At 57.1% G+C, this 17,143-nt stretch carries 11 protein-coding genes and 1 pseudogene; 8 read left to right on the forward strand and 4 right to left on the reverse strand.

Annotated elements, in window-relative coordinates; all coding sequences use genetic code 11:
* Positions 1-105 precede the first annotated feature (105 nt).
* A complete protein-coding gene (locus tag HH216_RS10790) occupies positions 106-1,263 on the reverse strand; it encodes a trans-sulfuration enzyme family protein (RefSeq protein WP_169550829.1) in 1,158 nt (385 codons plus the stop codon).
* Positions 1,264-1,440: 177 nt separating this feature from the next.
* Entirely contained in the window at positions 1,441-2,742 is a 1,302-nt protein-coding gene (locus HH216_RS10795; RefSeq protein ID WP_169550830.1) for an APC family permease, read from the reverse strand.
* 226 nt (positions 2,743-2,968) lie between these two features.
* On the opposite strand from HH216_RS10795, the gene HH216_RS10800 reads away from it, so the two are divergent.
* The gene (locus HH216_RS10800) at positions 2,969-3,622 is read left to right on the forward strand and encodes a DUF1345 domain-containing protein (RefSeq protein WP_332871501.1); all 654 of its coding nucleotides are present in this window, start codon (positions 2,969-2,971) and stop codon (positions 3,620-3,622) included.
* Between the two features lie 10 nt (positions 3,623-3,632).
* On the opposite strand, the gene HH216_RS10805 is transcribed toward HH216_RS10800, so the two are convergent.
* On the reverse strand, positions 3,633-3,800 hold the full coding sequence (locus tag HH216_RS10805; protein ID WP_169550832.1) for a hypothetical protein: 168 nt from the start codon (positions 3,798-3,800) through the stop codon (positions 3,633-3,635).
* A 318-nt stretch (positions 3,801-4,118) separates the two neighbouring features.
* Here HH216_RS10805 and HH216_RS10810 point away from each other — a divergent pair, with 318 nt between their 5' ends.
* The 4 genes from HH216_RS10810 to HH216_RS10825 all read left to right on the forward strand — a co-directional run bounded on the left by HH216_RS10810 (position 4,119) and on the right by HH216_RS10825 (position 9,621).
* Positions 4,119-5,459, forward strand: coding sequence for a glycoside hydrolase family 27 protein (locus HH216_RS10810; RefSeq protein WP_169550833.1), 1,341 nt, complete (start codon positions 4,119-4,121; stop codon positions 5,457-5,459).
* Between the two features lie 75 nt (positions 5,460-5,534).
* Positions 5,535-6,524 (forward strand): glycoside hydrolase family 43 protein, encoded by a 990-nt coding sequence (locus tag HH216_RS10815; protein ID WP_169550834.1) that lies wholly within the window; start codon positions 5,535-5,537, stop codon positions 6,522-6,524.
* 12 nt (positions 6,525-6,536) lie between these two features.
* Entirely contained in the window at positions 6,537-7,679 is a 1,143-nt protein-coding gene (locus HH216_RS10820; RefSeq protein WP_169550835.1) for a glycoside hydrolase family 88/105 protein, read from the forward strand.
* A 58-nt stretch (positions 7,680-7,737) separates the two neighbouring features.
* A complete protein-coding gene (locus tag HH216_RS10825; protein WP_169550836.1) occupies positions 7,738-9,621 on the forward strand; it encodes a heparinase II/III domain-containing protein in 1,884 nt (627 codons plus the stop codon).
* Positions 9,622-9,666: 45 nt separating this feature from the next.
* Here HH216_RS10825 and HH216_RS10830 read toward each other — a convergent pair whose 3' ends face one another.
* Positions 9,667-10,902, reverse strand: coding sequence for a nucleoside recognition domain-containing protein (locus HH216_RS10830; protein WP_169550837.1), 1,236 nt, complete (start codon positions 10,900-10,902; stop codon positions 9,667-9,669).
* Between the two features lie 220 nt (positions 10,903-11,122).
* Here HH216_RS10830 and HH216_RS10835 point away from each other — a divergent pair, with 220 nt between their 5' ends.
* The 3 genes and pseudogenes from HH216_RS10835 (at position 11,123) to HH216_RS10840 (ending at position 17,083) form a co-directional block, all read left to right on the forward strand.
* Positions 11,123-11,716 carry a M15 family metallopeptidase gene (locus tag HH216_RS10835; protein WP_169550838.1) on the forward strand — a complete coding sequence of 198 codons (594 nt, stop codon included), beginning with the start codon at positions 11,123-11,125 and terminating at the stop codon, positions 11,714-11,716.
* A gap of 150 nt (positions 11,717-11,866) precedes the next feature.
* Positions 11,867-12,214: pseudogene (locus tag HH216_RS26865) on the forward strand (lamin tail domain-containing protein); the annotation flags it as partial.
* A gap of 333 nt (positions 12,215-12,547) precedes the next feature.
* A complete protein-coding gene (locus HH216_RS10840) occupies positions 12,548-17,083 on the forward strand; it encodes a putative Ig domain-containing protein (RefSeq protein ID WP_254448778.1) in 4,536 nt (1,511 codons plus the stop codon).
* Positions 17,084-17,143 lie beyond the last annotated feature (60 nt).

The following is a 17,143-nucleotide window of genomic DNA, read 5'->3' on the forward strand; positions in this document are numbered from 1 at the left end:
CATCCTGCTGTTTGCTAGGTAGGTTAAGCATGATTGGCAAACAGCAGGATGCTGTTTGAGACAAAATAAAACCATCCGTGTACTCTGTGACTTTGTGTTGAAAAATCAAAGCGCATCTAAGCTTTGGCGCAGGTCGTCGATGAGTACCGCTGGGTCTTCCAGTCCGACATATAGCCGGATCAGGTTGTAGTTCTCATCGGCGGGTGGGGTGGTTGGGTCGTAGCCGATGCTCGCGGGAAATACCAGCGATTCGTGACCACCCCACGACACACCCAGCAGGAACCGTTTCAACCCATCGGCAAACGTATCGACGGTAGCGACCTGATCGGTATTGAGCGAAAGGGTAATTAGCCCCCCGCAGCCGGTCATCTGCCGCCGGGCCAGTTCGATCTGCGGGTGACTGTCGGCCAGCGGGAAATAAATTCGGCGGACGGTAGGGTGTTGTTCCAGAAACGCGACAACCTGCCGTGCGCTGTCGTCGGAGCGTTGCACCCGGAGTTGAAGCGTCCGCAAACCCCGCAACAGTAGCCAGGCGTTCTGGGGCGAAATGATCGCGCCGAGGGTCATGTATTCCCCCGAAAAGATACGCTTCATCATCGCCGTCGTGCCGCAGATTACCCCCGCAATCGCGTCGGAATGTCCGCCTAAATACTTGGAGCCGGAATGCATCACGATATCGACGCCCAGCTCGATGGGTCGTTGGAACAGGGGGGTACAATGGCTGTTGTCGATCATGGTTACGATGTTGCGCGACTTTGCCAGCTCTGCTACGGCCCGAATATCCTGCAACTCGAACGTGAACGTATTGGGCGATTCGAGATAGATCAGTCGGGTTTCGGGGCGGATAGCGGCTTCGAAATTGGCTATATCGGTACCATTGACAAAGGTGGTCGTGACGCCGAAGCGGGGCAGGTAGTCGCGCATGAGCCGGAGCGTCCAGCTATACGGTTTCTGCACGCAGACGATGTGGTCGCCCTGCTGTACATTGGCCAGCACGGCCGCAGCGATGGCCGCGCTGCCACTGGCCAGCACCAGCGCATCTTCGGTGCCTTCCAGAGCCGCCAGTTTCTTCCGCAGAATAGCCACGGTGGGGTTGTTGCCGCGTGTGTAGAAATGCCGTTCGTACTCAAACGGCAGGTCGGCCCGCATGGCTGCAACGCTCGGAAACATGAAGTTGCTGGTCTGGATAATGGGGGGCGCGATGGCGTTGAAATACTGGTCGCGCTCTTCGCCAAGTTCGTTGAGGATATAGGATAGGTCCATGAGTGGGTATGTGGTATATGGTTTTCGGTTTTGTTGATTCCCCTCACCCCCGGCCCCTCTCCCAAAACGGGAGAGGGGAGCGGACACCGATAATATCTTCTGAAAGTATCAAACTTATGAAGGACGTATAAGCCCCTCTCCCGTTTTGGGAGAGGGGTTGGGGGTGAGGGTACCCCGTCAAAACACACGCTTCAGCAAATAATACAGCGGGAAGCCGCTGGCGAATAGCCCCCAGCCAACGGCGGCCGGGCCGGGGTCGGTGATGATAACATTGGCCGATACGACCAGCAGAAAGCCGATGAACAGTGCCGGTAGTATCGGGTAGAGCCAGACGCGGTAGCCGGTGTAGGTATCACCGGAGCGGGCGCGACGGCGAAAGACGAATAGGGTCGCGGCTGCGCTGGCTAGGGCGACGGTGTCGATGGACATGACGTAGCTGACGATCTTCTCGAACGTGCCCAGAAAAAACAGTGACAGTAGCATCACCACGACCAGAAACGTCAGCGCAAATTCCTGCGTCTGCGTTCGTTCGTTAACCCGTTTGAAGATAGGCGGCAGAATCCCATCGTCGGCCATGGCGTAGTATACGCGCGGCAGGGAGAGCAGACTGGCGTTGAGGTAGCCGAGAACGGATACGAAAATGGCGACTGAAAAGAGCCGGTAGCCTACGTCTCCGGTGAGGGCGCGGGCGAGGTCGGCGGCAACGAGTTTGGAGTTGGGGAGCTGTAAAAAGCCCAACTGCCGGACATACGCATAGTTGAGCGTCAGGTACAGGGCCATAACCAGCAGCATTCCGCCAATGACACCGCGTGGCGTGTTGCGGTGCGGATTCTTTACATCGGCCCCAAAGTTGAGCACCTGCTGGTAGCCGCCGTAGGTGTAGAAAACGGCGATCAGGCTGGCGAAAAACGCCGTGCCGGGGCTGGCAACGTGCGTAAGCGTTGGCGTCTCGCTGACCGTAGTTGCGGCAAACGCACCCAGGCACAGCAGGCCCATCATACCAATTTTCAGGCCACTCAATAGATTCTGCGTTCGTGCGCCCGACCGGATACCCAGCAGGTTGATGCCGTAAAACAGCAGCACCGTGATAATGACCGTTGCGCGAATGCCGGTTGGGCCTTGCAATGAAGCAGGTAGCAATGGGTTGATGTATTCGGCTCCGATGAGTGCGACCCCCACGTTGCCCGCGCCGTAGGTCAGTACGATGACCCAGTTGAGCATGAACGCAAAAACGGGGTGGAAAGCCTCCGAAATCAGTTTGTAGAACCCACCCGCGACCGGTCGGCGGGAGCCGATTTCGGCGAAGGTCAGGGCACCGAACAGACTGACTAGCCCTCCCGTCAGCCAGGCACCGAAAAAGATGGTTGGGTCACCCGCCGACTGGGCCACGATGGCGGGGGTGCGAAAAATACCAATGCCAATGACCAGACTGACGACGATCATCGTCAAATCAAAAGCAGACAGTTTGGGTTGTATCATGCGAAGCAGGCACCGAATAAGGCTGGCAACCGACCAAGATAGTCATCGTTGGTTGTGATGCACGGTCCGAATCGCTGAGCAGCCTTATTTTTCGGTTAAGTAGTCAGCTTCGTGGGTTATATCGCTGCGTGCGCTGACTGGAACGTCAGAATACAAGCCAGTTTCGATCGACGCATACGATACCAGTATCTACCGCTTACGTTAACCTGTACGTGCATCGATGTCTATGCTTGACCGAATCAGTCGCCTGAATACCAGCCGCCGGTTGGTGATCGCTGTTGCTATCGCGTTTATCACGGCTTTTGCCACGTCGTCGTCATTTAGCTGGCCAATTCGCATTGCGTTTACGTGGGTCGGCTTCTCGCTGTCGACGCTGCTGATGATGTGGGTCACGATCACGGTGGCGCACCCGCGCGACCTGCCCGGCCTGTCGAAGATGGAAGATTCGAGCCGGACGCTGATCTCACTGCTCGTGTCACTGGCGGCAACACTCAGTCTGTTTGTGGTGCTTATGCTGCTCGATTCGATGACCAAAAGCAGCCCGTCGTGGATTATATGGCTGGCTGTGCTGTCGGTTGCCTGCTCGTGGACGCTGGTGCACACAGTGTTCACCCTCCGCTACGCTCACCTGTACTACGGCGACAGTACGAACCCAAAGAAGCGCCCCGCCGGACTTGATTTTCCCAATGAAGACGAGCCTGATTACCTCGATTTTGCGTATTTCTCGTTTGTCGTCGGTATGACAAGTCAGGTGTCCGACGTGGCGGTCAGCTCGAAATCGCAGCGCCGGACAGCCCTGCTGCATGGCGTACTGTCGTTTGTATTCAACGCCATTATCATCGCCCTGACGATCAGCGGGGTATCGGGGCTGATGAATTAGACTTCTTCGTTCATCTTTTCTCTTTCTTCTTGCTTGCCTTTTCGGCCTGCTCCTTCTCGTAGATTTCACGTTGCCGTTTATCGGCCAGCAGGTTACGATACAGGCCATTCAGCACGTACAGATCGTCGACTTCGTCAATAAGCAGATGGAGCTGTTCGCGCACCTGATTGATATTCATGGCAGTGGGGAAAATGGATTAGTCTCGATAAATTAACCCGTTCCGCGTAGATAGGGTTGCAGACTCAGGTCGATTTCCGCGTTTGACTGTGCTGCCGGGCAGACGTTACTCGGTGGGTATGAGTGGCAGGCGGGTTGCTTCAACCAGGCGACAACGCCGGAAGTAGCCGGGTAGGTCAAAAATGACTTACTATTGGCTGGTTTTGTGTCAGAAAAACGCGGTTTCGTCCAATAATTTCGTGACGTCATGGACGGCCTCGTTCTCCCGGCGCTGCGTTGCCGGGCTGGTACGCAATCACAACACGTCCATACGCATCAAATGAAGACGATTCTGTTTTTCACCGTGCTGCTTTTTAGTGCCTCGACGGGGGGCGTTTACGCGCAACAGGACTTTCGGCAGTGGGCAAAAACGCCCCCGATGGGTTGGAACAGCTGGGATGCCTACGGCCCTACGATCACTGAGCCCGAAGTAAAAGCCAACGCCGATTACATGGCCGCGAAGCTGAAACCCTACGGCTGGGAGTACGTGGTGGTCGATATTCGCTGGTTCGTTGAGAACGACAAAGCAGGCGGCTACAACCAGACCGACCCGCGCTACGTGCTGGACGAATATGGCCGTTATCTGCCCGCCGTCAACCGGTTTCCGTCGGCAGCGGGTGGGAAGGGGTTCAAACCGCTGGCCGATTATGTTCATGGTAAAGGACTGAAATTCGGTATCCATATCATGCGCGGTGTACCGAAGGAAGCCGTTGCCCGAAAGCTGCCCATCAAAGGCACGTCTGTCACCGCCGATCAGATCTACACCACGGCCATGCAGTGCGAATGGCTGCGGGACAATTATACCGTTGTGGCCGATAAACCCAGTGCGCAGGAATACTACAACTCGATCATGGATCTGTATGCGTCGTGGGGTGTCGATTTTATCAAGATCGATGATTTATCGCGCCCTTACCATCAGGCCGAAATCGAACTGATCCGCAAGGCTATCGACCGCACCGGACGGCCTATCTTGCTGAGTACGTCGCCGGGCGAAACGCCGGTCAGCAAGGCCGAACACGTCAGTAATCACGCCAATATGTGGCGCATGGTCGACGACGTCTGGGATACGTGGCCGCACCTGACTCACCTGATGAAAGTAGCCGAACCGTGGTATCCGTATATCAAGCCCGGCACGTGGCCCGACTGCGATATGATTCCGCTGGGCCGCATCTCGATTCGGGGTGAGCGTGGCAAAGACCGGCAGACGCGCCTGACCAACGATGAGCAGGTGTCGCTGATGACGTTCTTCACGATCTTCCGTTCTCCGCTGATGTTTGGCGGTGATCTGCCCAGCCTCGACCCGTTTACGGCTTCGCTCCTGACCAACAAAGCGGTACTGAACATGCACCGCGAAAGCACCGATGTGCGTCAGTTGTTTCAGCAGGATGGGAAAGTAGCCGTGACGTCGCGCAACCCCAAAACGGGCGAGCGTTATCTGGCCGTTTTCAACCTGTCTGAGAGTAAAGAGCCGGTCGCTGTATCGGTGAATCTGGCTGATCTGGGTATTGCCAAAAAGGCGACCATCACGAATATGTGGACTGGTAAGCCGTTGCAAAAAGCCGAAAATACCTTCTCCGTAACGCTGCCCGCCCACGCGTCGGGACTCTACTCCATTCGCTGATGCCAGCGGCTTTTTGTCGGCCCGGCAGGGGCAAAATCAGTGACTATTGACCACCAATTTTCAAACCGATTACGTATGCGTTTCTCCATGTTTCTTTTCACGGCCTGTCTAGCTGGTTCGCTGACCGGACAGGCGCAGGACGTTCCCAAAAAACAGGCTGAATTCAAGCCGGGCGATGTGTGGCTCGACACCAAAGGCGAAGTCATCAATGCCCACGGGGGCGGGCTGCTCTACGACAAAGGCACGTACTACTGGTTTGGCGAGAAGCGCGGCCAATCGGCATCGGAGGGGGTAAACGTTTACTCGTCGAAAGACCTGTACAACTGGAAACCGGAAGGCATGGCGCTGGCAAAGTCGACCGATCCGGGCAGTGAAATTGCTGCCAATGGGCTGATGGAGCGTCCGAAGGTTATCTACAACCCGAAGACCAAAAAATACGTGATGTGGTTTCACCTCGAACTACCGGGGCAGGGCTACAATGCCGCCCGTGCCGGAGTGGCCGTCAGCGATAAAGTAACCGGCCCCTACACGTACCAGAAAAGTTTCCGCCCCAACGGCCACATGTCGCGCGACATGACGCTCTACGTCGACGACGACGGCTCGGCTTATCACGTCTACTCCGCCCGCGACAACTACGATTTGCGGCTGGTGAAACTAACTGACGATTACCTGTCGGCCACCACGCAGGACACGCTGCTGTTCAGCAACCACCGCGAAGCCCCGGCTCTTTTCAAGAAAGATGGCCAGTATTTTCTCATCACCAGCGGCTGTACGGGCTGGGCACCCAACCGGGCCAGTCTACACACGGCCACGTCGTTGTTTGGCCCCTGGAAACTGGTGGGCGACCCCATGAAAGGGCCGATGGCCGACAAAACCTTCGACGGGCAATCGACCTATATTCAGCCGGTGCAGGGTAAGAAAGATGCGTTTATTTTTATCGCCGACCGCTGGAATCCTAAAGACCTTAAAGACAGCCGGTATCTGTGGCTGCCCATTTCCTTTACCAACAATCAGCCCGTTGTCGAGTGGACCGATGCCTGGACCACGGGTGTCTGGAAAAAGTAAGCCGCGTCTCCCATGAACTATGCTTTGTTGCTGTGCTGCCTGCTCTCAGGACTGACCGTTGTGGCGCAGCCGTTGCCCACGAAAATCGGGGTGCTGACCACGATTCAGCGCGTAAACGACCATTGGCAATCGACGCATCCGGACCACAGGCGGGCGTTCTGGGACAATGCCGCCTACCATACCGGCAACATGGAAGCGTACTTCCTGACCAAAAACGACGCGTACCGGCAGTATTCCGAAGCCTGGGCCAGCCACAACGACTGGAAAGGCGCGAAGTCCGACGACCGGGTAAACTGGAAATACAGCTACGGCGAAACCGACGAGTACGTCCTGTTCGGCGACTGGCAGATTTGCTTTCAGACGTATATCGACCTGTACAACGTCCAGCCCGAACCGCACAAAATAGCCCGCGCCAGGGCCGTGATGGAGTACGAAATGAGCACCCCGCGTACTGACTATTGGTGGTGGGCCGACGGGCTGTACATGGTGATGCCGGTGATGACCAAGCTGTACAAACTAACCGGCAACAGGCAGTACCTCGACAAGCTGCACGACTACTTCACCTACGCCAACAGTATCATGTACGACGCCGAAACGGGGCTGTACTACCGCGATGCCAAGTACGTGTACCCCAAACACAAGAGCACCAACGGCGGCAAGGATTTCTGGGCGCGGGGCGATGGCTGGGTTATGGCCGGGCTGGCGAAAGTGCTGGCCGACCTGCCCAACGATGACGCGCACCGCGCCGATTACGTGCAGAAGTTCAAAGGGCTGGCCGAAGCAGTACGGAAAAGTCAGCAGCCGGACGGGTACTGGACGCGCAGCCTGCTCGACTCCGCGCACGCGCCCGGTCCCGAAACCAGCGGTACGGCGTTCTTTACCTACGGTCTGCTGTGGGGGATCAACAACGGCTACCTCGACAAAAAGACCTACGAACCCACGGTTCGGAAAGCGTGGCACTACCTCTCGACGGTAGCCCTGCAACCCGACGGCGCGGTGGGCTATGTGCAGCCCATTGGCGAGAAAGCTATTCCGGGGCAGGTGGTCAACGCGGCATCGACCACGAATTTTGGCGTCGGCGCGTTCCTGCTGGCAAGTTGCGAGATGGCCCGGTACGTCGATAAGCCGGGTAGGGGCAAACGCTCCGGGAAGTAGTGCGCACCGTAATTTTCAGATGGGCCGACCGGGCCGATAACCGCCGAACGTAGCGTTGATGATTCGTTTTCATGACATAGTACTGGCCGGACTGCTTTGGCTGAACATGGCGGCCGTTTCGTCGGCGCAGGTCGATAGCCTGACAGCTTCTGTCAGCCCACCCGCTCATCCCCGGATTCTGCTGTTGCGGGGTGAAGAGCAGACGCTGCGCACCCAAATCCGCGCTGATACGACCTGGACCCGGCTACATCGATCGGTACTGGCGCAGTGCGACACCATGCTGACCACCACCCCCCTCGAACGGGTGCAGATTGGCCGACGCCTGCTGGCAACCTCACGCGAGGCTCTGCGCCGAATTTTCTATCTATCCTACGCCTGGCGGCTGACCGGAAACACCCGCTACCGCGACCGGGCCGAGGCCGAACTGCGTGCTGTCTCCCGATTTCGGGATTGGAATCCGTCGCACTTTCTGGACGTCGGCGAGATGACGATGGCCGTGGCTATCGGCTACGACTGGCTCTACGACACCCTGCCCGACAGCACCCGGCAACTGGTTAGCGAAGCGATTCAAACCAAAGGCATCGGCCCGTCGCTCGACCCGCGCAACAATGGCTGGCTCGGCTCGGCCAACAACTGGAATCAGGTTTGTAACGCGGGCATGAGCTACGGCGCATTGGCCATTTTCGAAACGCAACCCCAACTGGCCCGGCAGGTGCTGAACCGGGCTATCCGCACGGTGATATTGCCGATGGGTGAATACGCGCCCGACGGCGTTTACCCCGAAGGCTACAACTACTGGGGCTACGGTACGGGCTTCAACGTGTTGCTCATCAGCGCACTGGAAAAAGCGTTCGGCCGGAGTTTCGGACTGGCGGAGAAACCCGGTTTTCTGCAAACGGCGGGGTATATGGAACACATGACCGGTCCGACCGGCGAGGTGTTCAACTACGCCGACGCGCGGATGTGGGGCGAACTGCAACCGGCCATGTTCTGGTTTGCCGCCCGCACTCGTCAGCCCGATCGGTTGTGGGAAGAACGCCGGTATCTGCAACGGCCCGACCTGATTCAGAAACAGGAAAACGCCCGGCTACTCCCGGCCGCGTTGCTGTGGGGGAGTCAGACGCCGATAGCCACTATCAAACCGCCCCGCGAAACAAGCTGGTGGGGGAGCAGCAAAAACCCGGTGGCTCTGTTTCGTACGTCGTGGACTGATGCGATGGCCCTGTTCATCGGGCTGAAAGGCGGGAGCCCGCGACTCAGCCATGCCCACATGGATGTGGGGTCGTTTGTGATGGAAGCTGATGGCGTACGCTGGGCGATGGATTTTGGAATGCAGGAGTACGAGTCGCTGGAATCAAAGGGTGTCGACCTGTGGAACATGAAGCAGGATTCGCAGCGGTGGCGCATCTTTCGGTACAACAACTACGTGCACAATACGCTGACGATCAATGACGCTTTGCAGCAGGTCGATGGAAAAGCGGCTATCATCGGTACCGTCAGCACGCCCCAGTTTATGGGTGCTACAACCGATATGACCGGTGTTTACGCCAACGTACTGACCAGCGCAAACCGGGGTGTAGCCATCGCGAAGCAGCAATACGTTGTGGTGCAGGATGAACTGACCGCGGGCGATACGAACGCAACGGTGCGCTGGACGATGCTAACCCCGGCTACGGTAAAACTGCTAGGCGACAATCGCGCGGAATTGACGAAAAACGGCAAAACGCTGATTGTGCAGGCACCCGCCGGTACGACATTGCGCACCTGGCCCACCGGACCACCCCAGCCCTACGACGCCCCCAACCCCGGCACAACGTTACTCGGTTTTGAAACCCCGCTACCTGCCCGACAGTCGAAAACGCTGACCGTTTTTTTGATTCCACAACGCAGTCCGGCGGTTCGTGTTTCGGCTGTGCCCGCGCTCCGCAACTGGGTGCGCTAACGCCATTGCCCGATAAGCGAGCGACATGGCACCGCCCGGTATCATTTAGTGGAAGAAGAGGTAACCCAGCGCGATACCGGCGATAACCCCCATCAGATCGGCAAACAGGCCGAAGGGAATGGCGTAGCGTGAGTTACGAATACCGACCGAGCCGAAGTACAGCGCGACGATGTAGAACGTGGTGTCGGCCGCGCCCTGAAACATACAGGCTAGCCGCCCCACGAACGAGTCGGGGCCAAACTGCTTCATGGCGTCGATCATGAGGGCGCGGGAGCCGGAACCGCTCAACGGGCGCATCAGCGCGACGGGTAGCGCGTCGGTAAATTCAGTGTTCATCCCCGTCAGGCTAAACGCGTATTTCAGCCCGTCGATAACGTAATCCATCGCGCCCGAATTACGAAACGCGCTGATGGCCACCAGCATCCCGACGAGGTAGGGGATGATCCGCACGGACGTTTCAAAACCACCTTTCGCGCCTTCGACAAACGCGTCGAAAATATTGACTTTCTTCCGCATCGCCCCCAGCAGAAAGGCCACGATAATCGTCATCAGGACGAGGTTGCCCGTCACTTTCGAGATCACCTCGATTTCCTCCTTCGTCTTGGTCGACAGGTACCAGAGCGCTAGCCCGATCAGGCCCGTAATGCCGCCCAGCCAGCCGAGCACCACCCCGTTGATGAGGTTGATGCGCTGTTTGATCGCCACGGCAATCATACTGACGACGGTAGCAACGTAAGTGGCAATCAGGCACGGGATGAAAATGTCGGACGGGTCTTTCGCGCCCAGAATGGCCCGTTGCGCCATGATGGTAAGCGGAATAATCGTCAGGCCCGACGTGTGCAGTACCAGAAACATGATCTGGGCGTTGGAAGCCGTGTCTTTCTGCGGGTTCAGCTCCTGCAAGCTCTGCATGGCTCGCAACCCGAAAGGCGTCGCGGCATTGTCGAGGCCGAGCATATTGGCCGAAAAATTCATAATCATCTGCCCGTTGGCGGGGTGGTCGCGCGGTACTTCGGGGAACAGCTTGTGAAAAAACGGCCCGATAATCCGCGCCATAAAGTTGATCGCCCCGGCTTTTTCGCCGATGTTAAGCAGGCCCAGAAAGAAGGTCATCACCCCCGCCAGTGGCAGCGCAATATCCATCACGGCTACTTTCGAGGAATCAAACAACCCTTCGACAATGACGCGGAAAATCTCGGTATCGCCCAGAAAAATCAGCTTGACGAGCGCGACCAGAAACGCAATCAGAAAAAACAGAACCCAGATGTAGTTAAGAGCCAAGAGGTATAAAGAGTGAAATCGGACCGCCGAAGCGGAGCGAAAGATTGAAAGAGCGTCCCAAGACGGCAAATGCTGTAAGTTTACGCACTGACCGGCACAAATCAACTCTGCCTTTGGATTCCCGATGAAACTAGCCCATTTCAGAACAAAAACTGCCGTCTTGGTATCGCTCTTTCACTCTTTCGCTCTTTCGCTCTTTGGTCAATCCCTCGAAACCTCTATGGTGAAGCAGGGGCTGGTCGATGTGCAACAGGCGGATCCGTCGATTCGGGTCGAGCTGAAGTATTCGACGACTGACAACTTCGTGCATAAAGACGTGTACGGCGACCTGACGCGGGCGTACCTGCAACCGATGGCGGCTCTGAAACTGGCGGCTGCGAGCCGTTATTTGCAGGAAAAGCACCCCGACCTGCGCCTGCTTGTGTACGATGCGGCCCGACCCCGTGCCGCGCAGGTGAAACTCTGGAATGCCCTGCCCGACATGCCCGAACGGCAGCGCCGGCAATACGTCGCCGACCCACGGGAAGGGTCTATTCACAGCTACGGTTGCGCGGTCGATCTGACGGTAGCGACTAAAGACGGCACCCCGCTCGACATGGGGACGCCCTACGATTACTTCGGCGAACTGGCGTACCCATCCCGCGAAACCAAATTGCTACAGGTGGGAAAGCTTACGCAGAAGCAACTCGCCAATCGGCAGATTCTCCGCACGGCCATGCTGCGGGCCGGTTTTACTCGGATCGAATACGAATGGTGGCACTTCAACGCCCTCTCGCGCAGCCGCGCCAAAGCAACGTATCGGGTTGTGGAGTAGACTAGTGCAAGCCGCTTACTAACAATGTGCTGTCTACACGTATCAACTTATGCTCATACGGGGTCCAGTTGGCCTTATTAACAATTAGGAAACATGGATACTTGGCTAAGGCGTTTATTTTTACTGAAAAATCTAACTAATCCAATTTTAATGAAACAATCTATACGGTTACTCGGCCGATTGTGGCTGTGGGTACTGGCTTTGCTCTTTGCGCAACAGGCACAGGCGCAGATCGTCATCAGTCAAGTTTACAGTGGTGGAGGTGTTAACACAGGGTCACCTACATACACCAATGACTACATAGAGCTATTCAACCAAGGAAATGCATCTGTTAGCCTCAATGGCTACGCGCTCCAGTACGGTAGTTCAACAGGACAGTTCGGTGCATCTTCGTCGAACATACTTAGCCTTGCAGGGACAATAGGTGCTGGTAAGTATTATCTGGTACAGCTTGGTACCACTGGAACTGCAGGTGCGGCACTACCAGTCACACCTGACCAAGTAAGTACGAACATAAACATGGCTGCTGGAAGCGGCAAGATAGCGCTAACCACTACCGCCACAGGATTAGCTTGCGGAGCAACTGCTACTCCCTGTGCTCTGCCCAATGCTAATATTGTGGACCTCGTTTCGTACGGAACTGCCAACAATGCTGAGGGTGGGACGTCTGCCAATAACGGTACTGCACTCGTGAGTACGCAGGGGTCCGTAAGAAAAAGCAACGGCTGTCAGGATACAAATAATAATAATGCTGATTTCGCGATTGTCTCCGCTCCTGTACCACGTAATTCGGCTACGGCGGCTAATCCATGTAACGGATCGACAACGCCAGTGGCTTCGCTTTCGACAAACCCAACGTCGCTGACGGGTTATGCTGCTACACAGGGAGTAGCGTCGACCTCGAAAAGCTATGCACTGTCGGGTAGTAATCTGGACGGTAATCCGGTTTCAGTGTCGGCTACGGCAGGTATCGAACTTAGCACAGATAACAGCACGTTTGCCTCGACGCTATCAATTCCAGCAACGACCAGTTCCGTTTCAACTACGATTTATGCTCGCATCAGCAGCGGAGCAACGACTGGCGCGTTTAGCGGAACAATTACCAATACGGCAAACGGAACCGTAACGGCAGCTGTGTCGGTAAGCGGCACTGTTAATGCACCGAATAGCCCGTCGCTGTCGGTAAACCCAACTACGTTGTCGGGTTTCTCAACGACGCAGGGTACGGCTTCGGCTACGCAGACCTACGCGCTGTCGGGTAGCAACCTGACGAACGACGTAACGGTAACGGCTCCGGCGGGTTATCAGGTTAGCCAGGATGGGGCGACGTTCCAAAACAGTATTACCGTTGCGCAGTCAAACGGGTCGGTCAATGCTACGATTACAGTTCGGCTGACGGGTGCGTCGGCCGGTCCGGTATCAGGCAACATCACCAACGTGAGCGGGTCGGTATCGGGCAATGTTGCCGTTAGTGGCACGGTTGCCTCGAACACTCCTTATACCCCGATCGCTACGGCCCGGAACAGCGTTGGCCAGACGGTGACGATTGCGGGTCGGGTAACGGTGACGAATCAGCTTGGCTCGCGCCAGATTTACATTCAGGACAATACCGGTGGTATCGTTGTCTACAGCGGTTCGACGGGTACGGACCTGAGTACGCTGGTTCAACTCGGCGACTCCGTACAGGCACGGGGCCCGATTAGCGTATTCAGCGGCTACACGGAAATTACGTCGGCAGCGGCAACCAATTTTACGGTCGTATCGGGAGCCGGTACACGCATTCCGACACCGGTCGCCATCACGCTTGACCAGCTCCCTGCTTATCAGGGGCAACTGGTTAGTGTGTCGAACGCCAGTATCACACCGGTTGCGTCGACGTTCACGGGCGGAACGAATTACACGATCACGGCCAACAATCAGTCGGCTACGTTGCGCATTAATGCCAACTCACCACTGGCCGGTGCTGGTCAACCCGCCAACCCGGTTAGTGTGACCGGTATTGCCGATCGATTTGTGTCGGGCGCTACGACAACCGGAACAAACGGACTGCAACTGCAACCCCGGATTTTGGCCGATATTCCCGGCTCGACACCCGCGCAGGATCTGACCTGTACGGCTGGCATGAGCAACAGCACGCTCAGTACAGATCAGACGCTCGACATTGCCGCCTGGAACATGGAGTTCTTCGGTGCTGATGCGGGTACGATCATCTGCCCCAACGGTAACCTGAACTACAACGACATGGGGCCGACGAACGAAGATTTACAGCAGAGTAATTCCGTTACGGTATTAGGCAAGCTGAAAGCTGACATCGTTGCGGTGGAGGAAATCAGCGACATCGACCGGTTTGCCGCAACAGTAGCGTCTCTCCCCGGTAGTTACAGCTATACCTGCTCAAACCGCTTCTCCTACTATTTCCAGGATGAGTGTACCCAGACGCCTTCGGGCAATCCGCCAACGGTATTCGGTCCGACCAAGTTTGCGCAGAAGGTGTGCGTGATCTACAACAAAGCAACGGTAACGCCCGTACTGGCCGAAACGAAGCCCCTGCTGGATGGTAACTACAACTACCCCAGCGCTAATAACTGGTCGTCGGGCCGACTACCGTTCCTGTTCGTTGGTGATGCGACTATCAACGGTGTTACGCAGCGCGTTCACGTTGTGGCGATCCACGCGAAATCGGGAAGTGCTACAGCTGATTACAATCGCCGGAAACAGGATATCGCTGATCTGAAAGCCAATCTGGACGCAGCGTATCCAAACGCGAAACTGATTATTCTGGGTGACTATAACGATAAGTTGAACGGCTCCATCGCGTCGGGTCAACAGTCGTCGTACAAGCCGTTTGTCGATGATGCTTCGAATTACAGTGCGCTGACACTGCCGCTGGAAAACAACGGATGCTCGACCTTCAACTCGTCGGCCAGCTTCATCGATCACATGATTATCTCGAATGATCTGGCACCAGCGGCTATCTCAAATTCGACCTATGTGTTGCAACCGTTCAGCATCCCGAACTACGGCAATACGACGTCGGACCACAACCCGATTGTAACCCGTTTCGATCTGACCAAACTGGTGACGCCGGTAACGGCCCTGACGGTAACGGCTACGGCTAACCCGACCCAGATCCTGACCACGGGCAGCACGACGCTGACCGGCATGGCGATGGGTGGTACGAGTCCTTACAGCTACGCCTTCACAGGTCCGGGCAACATCGCGGCCAGCGGCAACACGGCCACGGTATCGGGTCTATCAGCTGGTGTACAGACGTTCACCGTCACGGTGACGGACGCGACCACACCAACGGCCCAGACCAGCTTTACCACTGTCAGCGTGACAGTGACGCAGGCCAACACGGCTCCGACGGTAGCTAATCCAGTCGGTCCGCAGAGCGCCACGGTGGGTAGTGCCTACACGCTATCAGTGGCCAACGTGTTCACCGATGCCGAGACGCCCAACCAGCTGACCTTGTCAGCTAGCGGCTTGCCATCGGGTCTGAGCCTGAACGGGACGACGATTTCGGGTACACCCTCGACGACGATGGGCTCACCCTACACCGTCACGCTGACGGCGACTGATCCGGGCAACCTGAGCAGCAGCACCCAGTTCACCCTCACGATCAATCCGGCTGCGACCACGACGCCCACGCCAACGGGTCCGTTTAGCATCACGGGTGTAACCCTGAACAGCTGCCAGACCATCTCGACGGGTGAGCGTCAGATCAGCTTCACGCCCCAGTACGCCGGGGTGACAGGGGAGACGATCACCTTCCGAGTGGTCAACGAGAGCCTACCCACCACGATGGCTGGTCCCTATACGCTGAAGCTCTACACCGACAACCCGGTGATCAACCTGCGGGCCATGCAGGGCAGCGGCAGTGAGGTGAGCTACGCCTACAACTGGCTGGCCGCTTGTAACAACACCACGCCCACACCGACTAACACCGCTCCAACGGTGGCCAACCCAGTTGGTCCGCAGAGCGCGACAGTTGGTAGTGGCTACACGCTGTCAGTGGCCAATGTGTTTACCGATGCCGAGACGCCCAACCAGCTGACCTTGTCGGCCAGTGGCCTGCCCGCGGGGCTGAGCCTGAACGGCATAAGCATCAGCGGCACGCCGTCGATGAGTGGAGTGAGCAATGTGACGCTGACAGCGACCGATCCGGGCAACCTGAGCAGCAGCACCCAGTTCACCCTCACGATCAATCCGGCTGCGACCACGACGCCCACGCCAACGGGTCCGTTTAGCATCACGGGTGTAACCCTGAACAGCTGCCAGACCATCTCGACGGGTGAGCGTCAGATCAGCTTCACGCCCCAGTACGCCGGGGTGACAGGGGAGACGATCACCTTCCGAGTGGTCAACGAGAGCCTACCCACCACGATGGCTGGTCCCTACACGCTGAAGCTCTACACCGACAACCCGGTGATCAACCTGCGGGCCATGCAGGGCAGCGGCAGTGAGGTGAGCTACGCCTACAACTGGCTGGCCGCTTGTAACAACACCACGCCCACACCGACTAACACCGCTCCAACGGTGGCCAACCCAGTTGGTCCGCAGAGCGCGACAGTTGGTAGTGGTTACACGCTCTCAATTGCCAACGTGTTCACCGATGCCGAGACACCCAACCAACTGATCTTGTCGGCCAGTGGCCTGCCTGCGGGTCTGAATCTGAGCGGCACGACTATCAGCGGTACACCCTCGATGAGTGGAGTGAGCAATGTGACGCTGACAGCGACTGATCCGGGCAACCTGAGCAGCAGCACCCAGTTCACGCTGACGGTCAATCCAGCCGCGGCTACTACGCCAACAGGTCCCTTTAGCATCACGGGGGTGAGCCTGAACAGCTGCCAGACCCTCTCGGCGGGCGAGCGCCAGATCAGCTTCACACCCCGCTACGCCGGTGTAACGGGGGAAACGATCACCTTCCGGGTAGTCAACGAGAGTGTGCCCACGACGGCACCGGGCCCTTACACGCTCAAGCTATACACGGATAATCCGGTGATCAATCTGCGGGCCATGCAGGGCAGCGGCAGCGAGGTGAGCTACGCCTACAACTGGCTGGCCGCTTGCAATGCTAACGGCCGCGTCGGTGTAGTTGAATCGACGATGGATGTTCGCGTGATCGGCAACCCAATCCACGACGGCCAGGCATCTGTTGAAGTGCGTGGCGTAAGCGGTCAGCCGTTGACGATGGTGTTAACCGATATGCAGGGACAGACAGTCGGTCAGTATCAGGTTGAGCGGGCTGGCTCGGTTGAAGCGCACACGTTCGCGGTCGGCCGGCAACCCGTCGGTACGCTGCTGTTACGCGTTACGACGCCAACGCAGTCGCAGACGGTGAAGCTGCTTAAAGTAAACTAAGCGAGTAGTATTTAGGGTAGAAAACCCAGATCGGAAACGGTCTGGGTTTTCTGCTTTCCA

This window comes from Spirosoma rhododendri, assembly GCF_012849055.1.
GTDB classification, from domain to species: Bacteria; Bacteroidota; Bacteroidia; order Cytophagales; family Spirosomataceae; genus Spirosoma; species Spirosoma rhododendri.

What these genes read in the sequence shown, in the direction of transcription:
- HH216_RS10810 (WP_169550833.1), top strand. Translation starts at nt 4,119, where the DNA reads ATGAAGACGATTCTGTTTTTCACCGTGCTGCTTTTTAGTGCCTCGACG.
- HH216_RS10835 (WP_169550838.1), top strand. Translation starts at nt 11,123, where the DNA reads ATGGTGAAGCAGGGGCTGGTCGATGTGCAACAGGCGGATCCGTCGATT.
- HH216_RS10805 (WP_169550832.1), bottom strand. Translation starts at nt 3,800, where the DNA reads ATGAATATCAATCAGGTGCGCGAACAGCTCCATCTGCTTATTGACGAA.
- HH216_RS10790 (WP_169550829.1), bottom strand. Translation starts at nt 1,263, where the DNA reads ATGGACCTATCCTATATCCTCAACGAACTTGGCGAAGAGCGCGACCAG.
- HH216_RS10820 (WP_169550835.1), top strand. Translation starts at nt 6,537, where the DNA reads ATGAACTATGCTTTGTTGCTGTGCTGCCTGCTCTCAGGACTGACCGTT.
- HH216_RS10825 (WP_169550836.1), top strand. Translation starts at nt 7,738, where the DNA reads ATGATTCGTTTTCATGACATAGTACTGGCCGGACTGCTTTGGCTGAAC.
- HH216_RS10800 (WP_332871501.1), top strand. Translation starts at nt 2,969, where the DNA reads ATGCTTGACCGAATCAGTCGCCTGAATACCAGCCGCCGGTTGGTGATC.
- HH216_RS10795 (WP_169550830.1), bottom strand. Translation starts at nt 2,742, where the DNA reads ATGATACAACCCAAACTGTCTGCTTTTGATTTGACGATGATCGTCGTC.
- HH216_RS10815 (WP_169550834.1), top strand. Translation starts at nt 5,535, where the DNA reads ATGCGTTTCTCCATGTTTCTTTTCACGGCCTGTCTAGCTGGTTCGCTG.